At 66.9% G+C, this 15196-nt stretch carries 16 protein-coding genes; 5 read left to right on the forward strand and 11 right to left on the reverse strand.

The window, feature by feature from the left end:
* Positions 1 to 5: 5 nt before the first annotated feature.
* Both ACIQTX_RS12755 and ACIQTX_RS12760 read right to left on the reverse strand, forming a co-directional pair.
* Complete coding sequence (locus ACIQTX_RS12755; RefSeq protein ID WP_402972520.1) at positions 6 to 710, reverse strand: HAD family hydrolase; 705 nt, start codon at positions 708 to 710, stop codon at positions 6 to 8.
* A gap of 43 nt (positions 711 to 753) precedes the next feature.
* Positions 754 to 2352, reverse strand: a complete 1599-nt coding sequence (locus tag ACIQTX_RS12760; protein WP_028501700.1) for an ABC-F family ATP-binding cassette domain-containing protein — start codon at positions 2350 to 2352, stop codon at positions 754 to 756.
* Between the two features lie 163 nt (positions 2353 to 2515).
* On the opposite strand from ACIQTX_RS12760, the gene ACIQTX_RS12765 reads away from it, so the two are divergent.
* The 4 genes from ACIQTX_RS12765 to ACIQTX_RS12780 all read left to right on the forward strand — a co-directional run bounded on the left by ACIQTX_RS12765 (position 2516) and on the right by ACIQTX_RS12780 (position 6481).
* Positions 2516 to 3133, forward strand: coding sequence for a DedA family protein (locus ACIQTX_RS12765; protein WP_402972522.1), 618 nt, complete (start codon positions 2516 to 2518; stop codon positions 3131 to 3133).
* A 5-nt stretch (positions 3134 to 3138) separates the two neighbouring features.
* Entirely contained in the window at positions 3139 to 4404 is a 1266-nt protein-coding gene (locus tag ACIQTX_RS12770; RefSeq protein ID WP_402972524.1) for a sensor histidine kinase, read from the forward strand.
* The gene (locus ACIQTX_RS12775) at positions 4401 to 5072 is read left to right on the forward strand and encodes a response regulator (protein WP_402972526.1); all 672 of its coding nucleotides are present in this window, start codon (positions 4401 to 4403) and stop codon (positions 5070 to 5072) included. Before ACIQTX_RS12770 ends, ACIQTX_RS12775 begins: the two co-directional genes overlap by 4 nt.
* Positions 5073 to 5170: 98 nt before the next feature.
* Positions 5171 to 6481 (forward strand): acyltransferase, encoded by a 1311-nt coding sequence (locus ACIQTX_RS12780; protein ID WP_402972527.1) that lies wholly within the window; start codon positions 5171 to 5173, stop codon positions 6479 to 6481.
* Positions 6482 to 6484: 3 nt separating this feature from the next.
* Here the strand turns inward: ACIQTX_RS12780 and ACIQTX_RS12785 are convergent, their stop codons facing one another.
* Positions 6485 to 7078, reverse strand: a complete 594-nt coding sequence (locus ACIQTX_RS12785) for a CbiQ family ECF transporter T component (RefSeq protein WP_402972529.1) — start codon at positions 7076 to 7078, stop codon at positions 6485 to 6487.
* Positions 7075 to 7773 carry an energy-coupling factor ABC transporter ATP-binding protein gene (locus ACIQTX_RS12790; protein ID WP_402972531.1) on the reverse strand — a complete coding sequence of 233 codons (699 nt, stop codon included), beginning with the start codon at positions 7771 to 7773 and terminating at the stop codon, positions 7075 to 7077. The genes ACIQTX_RS12785 and ACIQTX_RS12790 overlap by 4 nt, the downstream gene beginning before the upstream one ends.
* A 68-nt stretch (positions 7774 to 7841) precedes the next feature.
* On the opposite strand from ACIQTX_RS12790, the gene ACIQTX_RS12795 reads away from it, so the two are divergent.
* Entirely contained in the window at positions 7842 to 8426 is a 585-nt protein-coding gene (locus ACIQTX_RS12795) for a TetR family transcriptional regulator (protein ID WP_402972533.1), read from the forward strand.
* Here ACIQTX_RS12795 and ACIQTX_RS12800 read toward each other — a convergent pair.
* The 7 genes from ACIQTX_RS12800 to sufB form a co-directional block, all read right to left on the reverse strand.
* On the reverse strand, positions 8389 to 9759 hold the full coding sequence (locus ACIQTX_RS12800) for an MFS transporter (RefSeq protein WP_402972535.1): 1371 nt from the start codon (positions 9757 to 9759) through the stop codon (positions 8389 to 8391). The two genes, ACIQTX_RS12795 and ACIQTX_RS12800, sit on opposite strands and share 38 nt — an antisense overlap.
* Positions 9756 to 10910, reverse strand: a complete 1155-nt coding sequence (locus ACIQTX_RS12805) for a MalY/PatB family protein (protein WP_402972537.1) — start codon at positions 10908 to 10910, stop codon at positions 9756 to 9758. Before ACIQTX_RS12805 ends, ACIQTX_RS12800 begins: the two co-directional genes overlap by 4 nt.
* Before the next feature lie 91 nt (positions 10911 to 11001).
* Entirely contained in the window at positions 11002 to 11331 is a 330-nt protein-coding gene (locus tag ACIQTX_RS12810; protein WP_028501690.1) for a metal-sulfur cluster assembly factor, read from the reverse strand.
* A gap of 9 nt (positions 11332 to 11340) precedes the next feature.
* On the reverse strand, positions 11341 to 12111 hold the full coding sequence (sufC, locus tag ACIQTX_RS12815) for a Fe-S cluster assembly ATPase SufC (RefSeq protein WP_028501689.1): 771 nt from the start codon (positions 12109 to 12111) through the stop codon (positions 11341 to 11343).
* 3 nt (positions 12112 to 12114) lie between these two features.
* Positions 12115 to 12441 carry a non-heme iron oxygenase ferredoxin subunit gene (locus ACIQTX_RS12820; protein ID WP_028501688.1) on the reverse strand — a complete coding sequence of 109 codons (327 nt, stop codon included), beginning with the start codon at positions 12439 to 12441 and terminating at the stop codon, positions 12115 to 12117.
* On the reverse strand, positions 12438 to 13655 hold the full coding sequence (sufD, locus tag ACIQTX_RS12825) for a Fe-S cluster assembly protein SufD (RefSeq protein WP_402972540.1): 1218 nt from the start codon (positions 13653 to 13655) through the stop codon (positions 12438 to 12440). Before sufD ends, ACIQTX_RS12820 begins: the two co-directional genes overlap by 4 nt.
* Positions 13655 to 15073, reverse strand: a complete 1419-nt coding sequence (sufB, locus tag ACIQTX_RS12830; protein WP_028501686.1) for a Fe-S cluster assembly protein SufB — start codon at positions 15071 to 15073, stop codon at positions 13655 to 13657. Before sufB ends, sufD begins: the two co-directional genes overlap by 1 nt.
* Positions 15074 to 15196 lie beyond the last annotated feature (123 nt).

Raw genomic sequence — 15196 nt, forward strand, 5'->3', positions numbered from 1 at the left:
CTCGACTATGCCACGGAACCATCGGCTGTTCGGCCGATGAGTGAGGCGTGGTCCACCGGGTCGCGATGATCGGCGATCGGTGCCAGCAGCTCCATCAACTCGCCGAGTGCCGCGATCCGGCGGGTGTCACCGGACCAGACCTGATGGCCGCCATCGAAGTGGAGGAACTGCGCGCCGAGGTCATCCGCGATCTCACGATCGTGATTGGTGTCGCCGACGATGAGCACCTCTCCGGCTTCGAGCCCGGACCTCGACAGCCATCGCGCGATCACGTCGTGCTTAGACGCGCGATAGGGGTCATCGATCGAGAGCACTTCCTCGAACGCATCATCAAGGTCGTACGGCGCCATCTGTCGCGCGAGAGCATCGGGAAGCGTCGCAGAGGCGAGTACCTGGCGAAGACCACGCTCCCCGAGCGCCGCGAGCGTGGCGCGGGCATCGACGTGCAGGCGCGCCTCTCCGACCCGCGAGTCGAGCAGTTCGAGGTATGCGGTCGCAGCCGGGACGAACCGGTCGTCGGCGACCCCCACCGAACGATAGAAATCCCGGATCGGGAAGTGGAAAACGGACCGGTACGCATGCCCATCGGGCAGAGGGGAGAGCGCGTGCTCCTCTAGCACGACGTTCATCACCTGGCGGCAGATATCCGCGTCGTCGAGCAGCGTGCCGTTCCAATCCCAGCACACGGCCCGGATGTGGTCCAGATCCATCCGCCCACGCTATCCCCGGCCGCCGACACTGGTCGACGAGAGGTCAGGCGAGCTCGATGAGGTCCTGGTACTCCTGGCTCCAGATGTCCTCGACGCCGTCCGGGAGGATCAGCACGCGCTCGGGGTTGAGTGACTGCACGGCACCGGGGTCGTGCGAGACGAGGACGACAGCGCCCTCGTAGTGCGCGAGTGCGCCGAGGATCTCCTCGCGCGACGCAGGGTCGAGGTTGTTGGTGGGCTCATCGAGGAGCAGCAGGTTCGCCGACGAGACGACGAGCGTCGCGAGTGACAGTCGCGTCTTCTCCCCACCGGACAGAACGCCCGCAGGCTTGAGGACATCGTCTCCCGTGAAGAGGAACGACCCCAGGACCTTGCGCGCCTCGGTCTCGGTGATGTGCGGCGCGGCAGAGACCATGTTCTCGAGGACCGAGCGGTTGACGTCGAGGTTCTCGTGCTCCTGGGCGTAGTAGCCCACCTTGAGCCCGTGCCCTGGCTCGAGCTGTCCGGTGTCGGGCTTGTCGACGCCGGCGAGCATCCGCAGCAGAGTGGTCTTTCCCGCACCGTTGAGGCCGAGGATGACGACCTTCGAACCGCGATCGATCGCGAGGTCGACGTCGGTGAAGATCTCCAGCGAACCGTAGGACTTCGACAGGCCCGTCGCCATGAGCGGGGTCTTGCCGCACGCGGCCGGCTTCGGGAACCGCAGCTTCGCCACGCGATCTTCCTGGCGCACGTCATCGAGGCCGGCGAGCATCTTCTCGGCGCGGGCGACCATCTGGTGGGCGGCAGCGGCCTTCGAGGCCTTTGCGCCGAAGCGCGCCGCCTGCAGCTGCAGCGTCGTCGCCTTCTTCTCGACGTTGGCTCGCTCCTTCTTGCGACGCTCCTCGTCGGCGACGCGCTGGCGCAGGTAGTTCTTCCAGTTCATGTTGTACGTGTCGATCACCTGGCGGTTCGCGTCCAGGTAGAACACCCGGTTGACCGTCTCGCCGACGAGCTCGACATCGTGGCTGATCACGATCAGCCCGCCTTTGTACCCCTTGAGGAACTCGCGCAGCCACACGACGCTGTCCGCATCGAGGTGGTTGGTGGGCTCATCGAGGATCATCGTCTGTGCGTCCGAGAAGAGGATGCGGGCGAGCTCGATACGGCGACGCTGGCCACCCGAGAGAGTGGAGAGCGGCTGGTCGAGGATCCGGTCGGGAAGAGAGAGGTTGTGCGCGATCGATGCCGCCTGAGCCTCAGCCGCGTAACCGCCCTGAGCCTCGAACTTCTCGGTCAGAGCTGCGTAGCGCTTCATCGCCTTCTCGGCGACGGCCGGGTCTTCCGATCCCATCGCGAGCGACGCCTCGGTCATCCCGAGGTTCAACTGTCCGAGCCCGCGCGCGTCCAGGATGCGGGTGCGGGCGAGGTCTTCCGGGTTCCCGGAGCGAGGGTCCTGCGGCAGGTAGCCGAGCTCACCCGAACGGGTCACGTTACCCCCGGAGGGCAGCTCGTCGCCCGCGAGCACCTTCGTGAGTGTGGTCTTCCCGGCCCCGTTGCGGCCGACGAGTCCGATCTTGTCTCCGTCGGCGACGCGGAACGAGACGTTCTCCATCAGCAGGCGCGCACCAACGCGGATCTCGAGGTCGTGCACGGCGAGCACAGCGGACGTCCGTTCTTTCAGGGAGGTTGTTCGGCCGATCGGCCAGCCTCCCAGTATAAGCCGCGTGGCCGGGAGTCGCTTCCAGCAAGATCAGTCCGGAGAGTGACGCGTCCGATACCCCAGAGGGATGCCCCCACCCGCACCCCTTGCATAGCGTGCGGGAGTGGACATCCTCAACGAGCTCATCATGCAGGCGATCGCCTCGCCCTGGCTGTATCTGGTCCTGTTCACCGTCACCATCATCGACGGCTTCTTCCCGCCGGTTCCCAGCGAGACGGTCCTCGTCGCAGCTGCGGCCGTCGCCGCGTCCACCGGTGAGGGGAACCTGGTCCTGCTCGGAGTCGTCGCCGCGATCGGGGCGGCGATCGGAGACAACATCGCCTACCTGATCGGCAGAGGGCTCGGCACGACCCGGTTCGCGTGGATGCGACGGCCGAGAGTGGCTGCGGCGTTCGCTCACGCCCAACGCGCGCTCGATCGGCGCAGCGCCACGCTCATCCTCGGCGCCAGATACATCCCGGTCGGGCGCGTCGCCGTCAACATGTCCGCAGGCGCGCTCGATTTCCCTTGGCGCCGGTTCCTCCCGTTGAGCCTGATCGCCGGGCTCAGCTGGAGCGTGTTCAGTCTCGCTATCGGGCTGCTCGCCGGCGCCTGGATCAAGGACCAGCCCCTGCTCAGCGCCGGGCTCGGAATCGTCATCGCACTGGTGATCGGCATCGTGATCGATCGGATCGCCGCGGTCCGTCGCCGCCGTGAGCCCGCTCCGCAGCTGGCAGGATGAGGGTCATGGCCCGCCGCCGAGAGCGCACACCGCGCCGCCAACGGATCAGCCGCCGCACCGCAGCCCTCGGGGCGCTGTATGCGGCGGTCGTCGCGCTGTACGCTCTCATCGTCTCGCTGCAGACCGTGCTGTACGGCACGCCGCTGCCGCTGTCGTTCATTCTCGGAGCCGCACTGTGCGTCTCGCCGGTGCTCGCGATCTCCCGCCCATACTGGGCCATCGTGCTCTTCACCGCCGGGGCGCTCACGATGCCGCTGACCGTCGCGCCGGAACTCGCCATCCGATCGCCGTGGCCCTGGGCCGTCCCCGCCCTTCTCGTCTTCGTCCTCTTCGTCGGCGTCGTCACGTTCGTCCACGGTGCACGGCTGGGCGCCTACACCCTGATCCTCGGCGTGATCGCCTCACTTCTCGCCCCCGTGCTCCGGCCCGACATGGTCGCGCTGCCGGAGTCGTCCGCCAGCGCGACAGCCGACCTCATCGTGACGACGGCCGTCGCCTCCGCCATGTTCCTCATCGCGGCACTGGTCGCCGGCCGGGTCAGGGTCGCAGCCGAGCTGACCCGCGAGAAGGAGCACAGCGCGCTCGAGGAGGCCAGACGCGCGCTCGTGGAGGAGCGCACGAGGATCGCCAGAGAGCTTCACGACGTCGTCGCGCACAGCATGTCGGTAATCCAGGTGCAGGCCTCGACCGCGAAGTATCGGATCCCGGACCTCGACGACGCCGCGACCGCCGAGTTCGACGACATCGCGGCAACGGCCCGAAGCTCGCTCACCGAGATGCGACGCATGCTCGGCGTGCTCCGCACGGAGGACCAGAACGCCGAGCTCGCGCCGCAGCAGGGTATCGACGACATCCCGACCCTCGTGGACAGCATCCGCCGCGCCGGGGTCGAGGTCGGGCTCGCGCTCGAAGGCGGAGAAGCCGCGGTCACCGCCACCCCTGCCGTGCAGATCGCCGCTTTCCGTATCGTCCAGGAGGCGTTGAGCAACGCCGTTCGACACGCGCCGGGTGCACGGATCGCCGTGCGGTTGCATGCCGAAGCCCGCAGCATCCGCATCCTGGTGCATAACGCCGCCCCACCGCGCAGTCCCGAAGGCCACGGTGGCGGTTACGGACTCCGCGGCATGCGTGAACGGGCCGAGATCCTCGGCGGGAGCCTATCCGCAGGACCCGCAGCGGGTGGCGGATGGGATGTCACCGCCGTGCTCCCCCTCGACGGCGACTCGACTGCCACGACTGCTGTCCCTTCGCTCGACAAGGAGAATCCATGACGATCAGCGTGCTCATCGCCGATGACCAGGCCATGGTCCGTGCCGGGTTCGCCGCCCTCCTCGATGCCCACGACGGCATCCGAGTGGTCGGGCAAGCCGCGAACGGCACCGAAGCCGTCACCTTGGCGGCGCGTCTCGATCCCGATGTGATCCTCATGGACGTGCGGATGCCCGAGCTCGACGGTATCGAGGCGACTCGACGCATCCTCGGCCCCTCCTACCCTGCCGCGCATGTGCCACGGATCCTGATGCTCACGACTTTCGACATCGACGACTACGTGTACGACGCACTCGAGGCGGGTGCCAGCGGATTCCTGCTGAAGGATGCGCTGCCCGAAGAGCTCGTGCACGCGGTGCGCGTCGTCGCCGGCGGAGATGCTCTGCTCGCGCCGAGTGTGACGCGACGCATGATCGAGCAGTTCGCCGGACGGCGGCCACGTTCACCCCGATCGGCGACTTCACTCGCCGAGCTCACCGATCGCGAACGCGAGGTGCTGGTGCTCATCGGCAAGGGGCGCTCCAATACCGAGATCGCCGCCGACCTCTTCATCGCGGAGCAGACGGTCAAGACGCACGTCGGCAAGGTGCTCGCGAAGCTGAACCTGCGTGACCGCGTGCACGCCGTGATCCTCGCCTACGACACCGGACTCGTGGAGCCATCCTCCTGACTCACCCCGTCGTAGGGGGTCGTAACGGCACCCGAGGGTGATGCCCCCACCGACACCGCGTCCATAGTCTCCTGGGACACCGCTCCCGAGGAGGAATCATGGCCATCGTCCAGGCACCGCGCGCCGTCATCACCACTGCTCCCCCGCGCGCATCCCGCGACACCGGGATCGACTTCGTCCGCGCGCTCTGTGTGCTCGGCGTCGTGCTCCTGCACTCGATCATGGTCGGCGTCACCGTCGCCGATTCGGCGCCCGTATTCGACAACGCCAGCGACGGAACCGGATGGATCGCCCCACTCAGCTGGCTCCTCCAGGTGATGCCGCTGTTCTTCGTGATCGGTGGGTTCTCGGGGCTACTCGCCTATCGACGGATGCGGCAGCGCGGCGGTACGTCCGTCGGATTCATCGCAGGGCGTGTGCACCGGCTGCTGCGCCCCGCCATCTACACGATCGCCGTCATCGGCCTCGCACTCGCGCTGCTCACCGTCTTCGGGGTGCCTGCCGACCTCATCGCCACGGCGGGATTCCGGTACGGACAACCGCTGTGGTTCCTGGGTGTCTTCCTGCTGTGCCAGGCGCTGCTCCCCCTCTTCGCCGCCGCCCACGAGCGCGCTCCGTTTCGCGCGATCGGCGTTCTCGCCATCGCCTCGATCGCCGTCGATGTCCTGCGCGCCGCATCCGGCATCGAAGCGCTCGGCTTCCTGAACCTCGCCTTCGTGTGGATGACGCTGCAGCAGCTCGGCTTCTTCCTCGCCGACGGACGCATCGATGCGCTGAGCGTCCGCGTCCGTGTGATCGCCGGCATCGGCGCCCTGGTCCTCCTCGTCACGACCTTCCTGACCGGGATGTACTCCCCCGACCTCATCGCGAACATCAACCCGCCCACCGCGGCCCTCCTGCTCGTCGGCATCGCGCACACCAGCCTGATCTCACTTAATCGCGACCGTCTCGAACGGTTCAGTCGTCGCCCTCAGGTAGCAGCGTTCACCGGCTTCGTGACCGTGCGCGCCATGACGATCTATCTCTGGCACATGCCAGTCCTGCTCCTGATGGCGGGGGCCACCGCGATCTACGCCCTCGCGACCGGCGCGATGCTGCCTGCACTCGACAGCGCAGAGTGGTGGGCAGGTCGGCCGCTCTGGCTCGCGACCGCGCTCGCGCTCACGGCCCTCGTCGCCGTCTTGTTCACCCGGTTCGAGTCGCAGCCCGCGCCACCAGCGACGGCGTCGGCGCTCCGACTCGCCATCGGGACCCTGATCGGCCTGATCGGCATCGTGCTGCTCCTGGCTGCCGGCACCTCGGTCGCCACCGCACTCATCGCGATCGCGTTGATCGCGGGTGCGCTGCGACTCGCATCCCGGACGGCACCTCGACCGCTTCCGGGCGCGGGAGTGCTCGCCGCCGTCTGAGACTCAGCCGACGCCACGCGCCGCCAGCGCATCGCCGACCTCATCCGCGTGCCGCAGGGCGAGCACCAGCAACGGCACCACGGTGCGAACGCCCAGCCGTACGTCTCGAGCCTGCTCCGCTTCCCGCACGCGTTCGGCGAACCCCGCGATCACCGGAATGGTCGTGAGGGTCAACGACAACGTCAGTGCGATCGCTTCCGGGTCCTTCCCGAACCGACGAATGGGCTGCAGAAGCCGGTGCAGCACCTCGAGGAGATCGGACATCCGGGTCGTGAGCGTCAGCAGTCCGGCCAGCAGGAGCACCGCCACGACTCGCCCTGTACTGATCCACGCGGCCACCGGCGACACGAAGATCACGAGGGCTCCGGCAAGGATGAGGGCGATCCAGCGCAGACGCCAGATCTCCGCGAACAGCACCCGGAAGGGCAGTCCAGCGACTGCGTACAGCGCCAGGACCACGAGGAGCGATACGGCGATACTCACCGAGTCGTGCGGGTAGACGGAGAGGACGAACGCTCCGACCGCCAGGGCGGCGAGCTTGGCCCAGGCGGGAGCGCGGTGCAGGATTCCGGTTCCCGGTCGGTACAGCGTGATCATGCACACGCCTGTCGATACGTCTCGATGACTGCCGTGGGGGCCCCACAGGCGGCGATCCGCCCCTCGTCGAACAACACTGCCGTCTCGCACCGTGCGGCCAGTTCGAGGTCGTGCGTCACCACCACGACCTGGGCGGTCTGCGCGAGCAGCAGATCTCCGATCCGGCGGGAGTTGCGCAGATCGAGGAGCGTCGTCGGCTCGTCGGCGACGATCAGTCGTGGTGCGGCGATCAGCACGGAAGCCAGCGCGAGCATCTGCTTCTGGCCCCCGGACAGGCTCGACGCGGGGATGTCGGCATGGTCGCCGAGCCCATGCAGATCGAGGGTCTCCCGAACGCGAGCCGCCACTTCCGCCTTCGGCCGCCCTCGCAACGACAACGCGAGGTCTTCGGCGGGCGTCGGCATGAGGATCTGCGCATCCGGGTTGGTGAACACGAAGCCCACACGCTTGCGGACGGCTGCGCGTTCACGCACGGTGTCGAGTCCGTGCACAGACACCGTGCCACTGCTGGGAGCGACGAGGCCGTTCAGGAGTCGCGCGAACGTCGACTTCCCCGAGCCGTTCGCGCCGATGACGGCGATGGTCTGCGCCGTGATCGCGACCGAGACGTCATGAAGCACCGAACGGCCGTCGAACTGCACAGACACCGCGTCCAAGACGATCGGGGTGAGAGTGACCTCTGCGGAACTCGTCACCGCGACTACCTCTCGTGCATTTCGACCTGAACAGTGTTCACCTGAACGTCGTTCACTATAATCGGAGGATGAGCCCAGACCCCAATCCGGCACGACACGATCGCGACAGCGTCGCCAGGAGCGCACTCGCCCTGCTCGACGAAGTCGGGCTCGCAGACCTCTCGATGCGGCGCATCGCCGCAGGATTGGACGTACAGCCGAGCGCGTTGTACTGGCACTTCGCGAGCAAGCAGGAGCTGCTCGCCGAGCTCGCCGATCGGATCACGGCATCGATCCCCCGCGGGGGCGCCGACGTGCTGGCGACCGCACGCGGTATTCGCGACGCGCTCTTCGCCTACCGCGACGGCGCTGAGCTGGTCCTCAGCACCTATGCCCTCCAGCTCGGCTCCTCACAGGCCCAGAGCGCACTGACCGAGGCGCTGCACGCGCAAGGTGCTTCCGCCCCTGAAGACCGAGGCGCAGCGATCCTGCATTTCGTGCTCGGACACGCCACGCTTGTTCAGCAGCGCATGCACGCTGACAGCTATGGGGCCCTCCCCGACGCGGGAGAGGTCGACGTCACCGCCGGACTCGATCGCGTGTTCGATCTCGGGATCACGGCCCTCGCCGGAGAACTCAGTGCGCCGGCGACTCCGCCGCATGCCCGAGTCTGAGGCCGGGAACCACAGCAAGCACGACGAGCGCGATGCAGAACGCGAACACCGCGCCGAACGCTCCCGCCTCACCGCCGAGGGAGGCGACACCGAGCCCGGCCAATGCGATCGCGACGGCCGACCCGGTGGCGTCGGAGATCGACAGCGCAGATGAGTTGAAACCCTGGTTGGTGACGTTCGAGTAGGCCAGCGTCAGCACGGTCAGGCGCGGGTAGAGCAGCCCCATCCCGCCTCCGGCGAACGCCCAACCCAGCACGACGACGGCAGCCGAGACATCGAACGCTGCGGCGGCGAGCACGCACAGCATCGCGATCAGGAGCGAGCCGAGACTGATCACCGTGATCCGGTGATTCCCCAGCCGCTCGCCGTATCGCCCCTGCAGAGCCGATGCCCCCGCCCAGGCCAGGGCGGCGAGCATCAGGGCGATCCCGGCCCAGGTCGCGCTGAAATCGAACTTCCTCATCAGCAGATACGGGATGTAGGCCTCCGTGGCGAAGAACGCCCCCGCCACGATGCCTCGCATCAGCACGACGCTCGGCAGCCCCGGCCCCGCCCGAAGCGTGCGCCGGGGCAACAACGGCAGGACGGCGAATCCGATCGCCAGTACGGCCCCGAGCGCCACCGGCCAGCCGATACCGGGGTCCATATCCGCCGAGAAGCCGATAACGACGGCGAGCACGGCGACTACGACGGCGAGCACCAGTCGCACGATGAGCGCTCGCCGGTCCTGCGGCTCCCCTCTCCCCAGATCGACACCGCGGAGCCGGACGGCGATCATCAGGAACGCCGCAGCCGTGAGCACGGCGACGCCCAGGAACGCCCAACGCCAATCGAGGTACTCCGCCACCGCTCCGGCGAGGAACGGACCGACCATCGAGGGTACGACCCAAGCGGCTGCGAAAGCCGCGAAGATCCGGCCGTGCAGATGCGGCGGGTACAGCCTCGCCACGACCACATACAGTGCGACGGTCTGCCCACCTGTTCCGAGCCCCTGCACCAGACGACCGATGAGGAACTGGTGCATCGTCACCGCGAAACCCGAGATCAGCAGACCGATGATGAAGAGCGTGACCGCTACGTACAGTGCGCCACGAGGTCCGCGAGCATCCGACCACGCTCCGGTCGCCACCATTCCGATCACGCTGGTCGCGAGAGTGCCGGCGAACGCAACGGCGAAAAGGGCCTCGCCGTTGAGCGCCTCACTGACGATGGGCATCACCGTCGTGACCGCCAGCGCTTCGATCGCCGCGAGGAAGATGAGGGCGACCGCACCGAGAGTCACCCAGATGCGCTGGCGATCCCAGATGGTGGCGGCGTCGACCGGGGCGGTCATCGGCCCACGAGCGTCGCGATGCGCTCGATGGCCTCAGTGAGGATCTCCGGACTCGTTCCGAAGTTCAGTCGCACATGACCCGCGCCCTCGGCACCGAAGGCCGGCCCGAAGTGCAGGGCGACTCTTGCGTCCTTCAGGATGCGTCGAGCCGGATTCTCGCCCCACTCCAGCGCCGAGAGATCGATCCACGCGAGGTACCCGGCGTCGGGAATGCGATAGCGCGCACCAGGAAGCCGTGCGGCGAGGAGATCTTCCAGGAGCACGCGGTTCTGGTCGAGGGTACGCAGCAGCCCGTCGAGCCAGGGGTCGCTCTCCTCTGAGAACGCGGCGACCGCGGCGAGCAGACCGAACTGTCCGGTACGCCACTCGACCTCGACGGGGAGTCCACGCAGGACGGCACTCGTCTCCTCGTCGGCAGCGACCATGAGGGCGCACTTCAGCCCTGCGAGGTTGAACGCCTTGCTGGCGCTGACCACCGCATAGCCCACCCGCTGTGCCGCGTCGCTCACTGCGAGGAACGGGGTGAAACCGGTGCCCGGCTGCGCGAGCGGCGCGTGGATCTCGTCGGAGACGACCGCGACACCGAACTCGTCAGCCAGCTCCGCGAGTGCAGAGAGGCTTTCCCTGTCGTGCACCGTGCCCGTCGGGTTGTGCGGGTTGCAGAGCAGAATCGCGGTCGCGCCGTCATCGAAGGCCGCACGGATACCGTCGAGGTCGAGCTGCCATCCGGTCCCGGTGTCGCGAAGAGGCACTCGTTCGACCTCGGCGCCGGCTTCGGCCACCAGGTCATAGAAGGGCGGATAGACGGGCGGCGTCACGACGACCCGTTCGCCCGGCTGCGTGACACGACGGAGGATCTCGACGATCCCCATACTCACGTCTGCGGTGCTGCGCATGCGCGCGGGGTCGGGCTCCCACCCGTAGCGGCGGACAGCGAACGCTGCGAACGACTCCGCAAGAGGTGTTCGCGAAGCGACATACCCGGTGTCGCCGATCTCGACGGCGCGTTGCAGCGCCGTGGAGATGGCCGGCGCCAACGGAAAATCGGTCTCGGCGACGAACAGCGGCAGAACGTCGGCAGGGTACTCCCGCCACTTCTCGCTGCTGCGCTCACGGAGCTCCGCCAGAGGCAGAGCTTTCACCTGAAGCATTCGTTCTCCCGAGGTTCCGACACGCGACATCGCTATGTCATCTGATTCGACGCGCGCGTCGAAACCGCTTAGCGGCGGGTCTCCGTGCGGGTCAGATCGCGAAGCCGAGGGCGCGCATCATGTCGCGCCCATCGTCCGAGATCTTCTCCGGACCCCACGGCGGCATCCAGACCCAGTTGATGCGGAATCGATCGACGACGCTGTCCAGAGCCTGAGCGGTCTGGTCCTCGAGAACATCGGTGAGCGGGCAGCCGGCACTGGTCAACGTCATGTGGATGACGAGAGCATCGTTCTCGTCATCCCACGCGAGGTCGTAGATGAGGCCGAGGTCGACGACATTGATCCCGAGCTCGGGGTCCATGACGTCTTTGAGAGCCTCAGTGACCGCGTCGTACTTCTCGTCAGTCAGGGTCGCTGTCATGCGATCAGCCTACGCCTCGATAGGAGCTGCAGGGTCGAGGAAACGGTCGTATCCCTCGTTCTCCAGCCGGTCTGCGAGCTCCGGGCCGCCTTCTTCGACGATCTTGCCCGCGACGACCACGTGAACGAAGTCGGGGCGGATGTAGCGGAGGATGCGCGTGTAGTGCGTGATCAGCAGCACACCGAGTCCCGTGGACTCCTTCGCGCGGTTGACACCCTCGGAGACGATCTTCAGCGCATCGACGTCGAGACCGGAGTCGGTCTCGTCGAGGATGGCGAACTTCGGCTTCAGCACCTCGAGCTGGAGGATCTCGTGGCGCTTCTTCTCGCCGCCGGAGAATCCCTCGTTGACGTTGCGCTGCGCGAACTTCGGGTCCATGCGCAGGTTCGACATGGCCGACTTGACGTCCTTGGTCCAGCCGCGGATCGCCGGCGCTTCGCCGTCGAGTGCCGTCTTGGCCGTACGGAGGAAGTTCGTCACGGTGACACCCGGGATCTCGACCGGGTACTGCATCGCGAGGAAGAGGCCCGCGCGAGCACGCTCGTCGACGCTCATCGCCAGGACGTCCTGCCCGTCGAACGTGATGGAACCGGAGACCACCGTGTACTTGGGGTGACCTGCGATCGTGTAGGCCAGCGTCGACTTGCCCGACCCGTTCGGGCCCATGATGGCGTGGGTCTCACCGGTGTTCATGGTGAGGTTGATTCCGTTGAGGATCGGGGTGGTCCCCGCCTCGGTCTCGACCGTCACATGCAGGTCGCGGATCTCGAGAACAGACATTCTTCAGACTTCCTTAATCACAGTCGGATCAATGAGCACGTCATCGCCGTCGATCTGGACGACGTAGACGGGGACGGGCTCATATGCGGGGAGATTCTGGGGCTTGCCGGTGAGCAGCGAGAAGGCGGAGCCGTGTGCCCAGCACTCCACCGTGTCGCCTTCCACGAAGCCCTCGGACAGCGAGATTTCGCCGTGGGTGCAGGTGTCGCCGATGGCGTGGATGACGCCTTCACCGTCTTTGATCACCGTGATGGGCACGCCGCTCGGCTCGACACGCAACGGCATGTCCTGCTCGAGATCGGCGACTCCGCAGACGCGCTCGGCGGTCATGCACTCACCTCGGCGAGCTCCGTCTCGATCGCCGACAGCAGCTCGGTCTCGAGGGCGGGGATGCCGAGGCGCTGCACGATGTCGGTGAGGAATCCGAGCACGACGAGTCGTCGAGCCTCTTCCTCGGTGATGCCGCGCGCCTGCAGGTAGAACAACTGCTCGTCGTCGAAGCGACCGGTAGCACTCGCGTGCCCTGCACCGAGGATGTCACCGGTCTCGATCTCGAGATTCGGGATCGAGTCGGCGCGTGCGCCTTCAGTGAGCACCAGGTTGCGGTTCGCCTCGTAGGAGTCGGTGCCGGTCGCATCGGCGCCGATGAGCACGTCGCCGATCCAGACGCTGTGCGCGCCCTGTCCCTGCAGCGCACCCTTGTAGAGGACGTCGCCCTTGGTGTGCGGTCCCTTGTGGTGCAGGTAGACCTGACTCTCGAGGTGCTGCCCTGCGTCTGCATAGGACAGCCCGTACAGATAACCCTCGGAACCTGCTCCCGCGAGTTCGACGTTCGGGTTCACGCGAACGACGCCGCCGCCGAAGCTGACCACGAAGTGCTTGAGAGTCGCGTCCGCGCCGACCCGTGCCTGGTGAGCGGCCGCATGCACCGCGTCATCCGCCCACTGCTGCAGGCTGATGACCGTGAGCTTGGCACCGTCGCGCACGATGATCTCGACGTTCTGCGCGTACTGCGCGGAACCCGTGTGCTGGAGCACGACGGTCGCGGAGCTGTGCTCGAGAGCTTCGATCACGATGTGCGCGTCGGCACGGCGATCCGCACCGAGACCCGCGATGGAGATGAAGACCGGCTCGGCGACTTCTTCTTCACGCGGGATGCGCACATGGAGCGCCTCGGCGCTTCCCTGCCATGCAACGGCCGCCGTCACGTCTTCGGCGAGGAAGATCTCGCCACGGGGGGCCGCACCGACGGCGAGCGGCTCGGCGATGTACTGCTCCCCCGCGCTGTACGTGTAGCTGACGCCGTCATTCGGCGACGCCACCTCGAACAGCGAGGTGAGCTGAGCGACCGGTGTGTGCTTCCAGTTGACCTCGCGCCCCGTGGGGACACCGAAGTCGGCGGGCTCGAAGGAGTGCGGTCGCTCCGAGCGGGTCTGGACGGGGACGAACCCCGCGGCGGCGACCTGCGCCGCCGGGTCGATGTGTGCGCCCGCGGGCGCGTTGCTGTGCTGCGCCTCGGCAGGCGCTGTCGTAGCGGCGGTCACTAGCCGACCGATCCTTCCATGCCCATCTCGATGAGCTTGTTCAGTTCCATCGCGTATTCCATCGGGAGCTCACGCGCGATCGGCTCGATGAAGCCGCGCACGATCATCGCCATCGCCTCGTCCTCGGGCATGCCACGGGACTGCAGGTAGAACAGCTGCTCCTCGCTCACCTTCGAGACCGTGGCCTCGTGTCCGAGCTGCACGTCGTCGACACGGATGTCGATCGCCGGGTAGGTGTCGGAGCGGGACTTGGTGTCGACCAGCAGTGCGTCGCAGCGCACGGTGTTGGCGGAGTGGTGCGCCGCGGCGTCCACTCGCACCTCACCGCGGTAGCCGGCGCGTCCGCCACCGCGAGCGATCGACTTCGAGACGATCGACGACTGCGTGTAGGGCGCCATGTGGATCATCTTGGCGCCGGCGTCCTGGTGCTGACCGGGGCCGGCGAAGGCGACGGAGAGCGTCTCGCCCTTGGCGTGCTCGCCCATCAGGTAGATGGACGGGTACTTCATCGTCACCTTGGAGCCGATGTTGCCGTCGACCCACTCCATGGTCGCGCCCTCGTATGCCACGGCCCGCTTGGTGACCAGGTTGTAGACGTTGTTCGACCAGTTCTGGATCGTCGTGTACCGAACGCGGGCGTTCTTCTTCACGATGATCTCGACGACTGCCGAGTGCAGGGAGTCCGACTTGTAGATCGGCGCGGTGCAGCCCTCGATGTAGTGGACATAGCTGTCCTCGTCGGCGATGATCAGCGTCCGCTCGAACTGACCCATGTTCTCGGTGTTGATGCGGAAGTACGCCTGCAGCGGGATCTCGACGTGCACGCCCTTGGGGACGTAGACGAACGAACCACCCGACCAGACGGCCGTGTTCAGCGCCGCGAACTTGTTGTCGCCGGCGGGGATGACCGAGCCGAAGTACTCCTCGAAGAACTCGGGGTGCTCGCGGAGCGCCGTGTCGGTGTCCATGAAGATGACACCCTGCTGCTCCAGATCTTCACGGATCTGGTGGTACACGACCTCGGACTCGTACTGAGCCGCGACGCCGGCCACGAGCCGCTGACGCTCTGCCTCGGGGATGCCGAGGCGCTCGTAGGTCTCGCGGATCTCAGCGGGAAGGTCTTCCCACGTCTGCGCCTGCTTCTCGGTGGAGCGGACGAAATATTTGATGTTGTCGAAGTCGATCTCGCTGAGGTCTGCGCCCCAGGTCGGCATCGGCTTGCGCCCGAAGAGCTGGTATCCCTTGAGACGGGTCTTCAGCATCCATTCGGGTTCGTTCTTGAGCGCCGAGATTCCGCGGACGACCTCTTCAGAGATACCGCGTTTCGCGAGGGCACCAGCGGCATCTTCATCGTGCCAGCCGAACTCGTACACCCCCAGACCATCAAGCTCCGGGCGGTCGATCAGTACATCCGACATCCAACACTCTCCTCACAGGTCCCAAACGGTGTCATCCGCCCCGACACACCTGATCCCCGTCGAGCCTGCGGGAGCGGGTGCCGTTGGTGGGCCCTCATCACCGGCGCTTCCATCGCGCCTAAA

Origin of the sequence: Microbacterium sp. NPDC090281 (assembly GCF_044769635.1) — a bacterium.
In the GTDB taxonomy this organism is placed as follows: Bacteria; Actinomycetota; Actinomycetes; order Actinomycetales; family Microbacteriaceae; genus Microbacterium.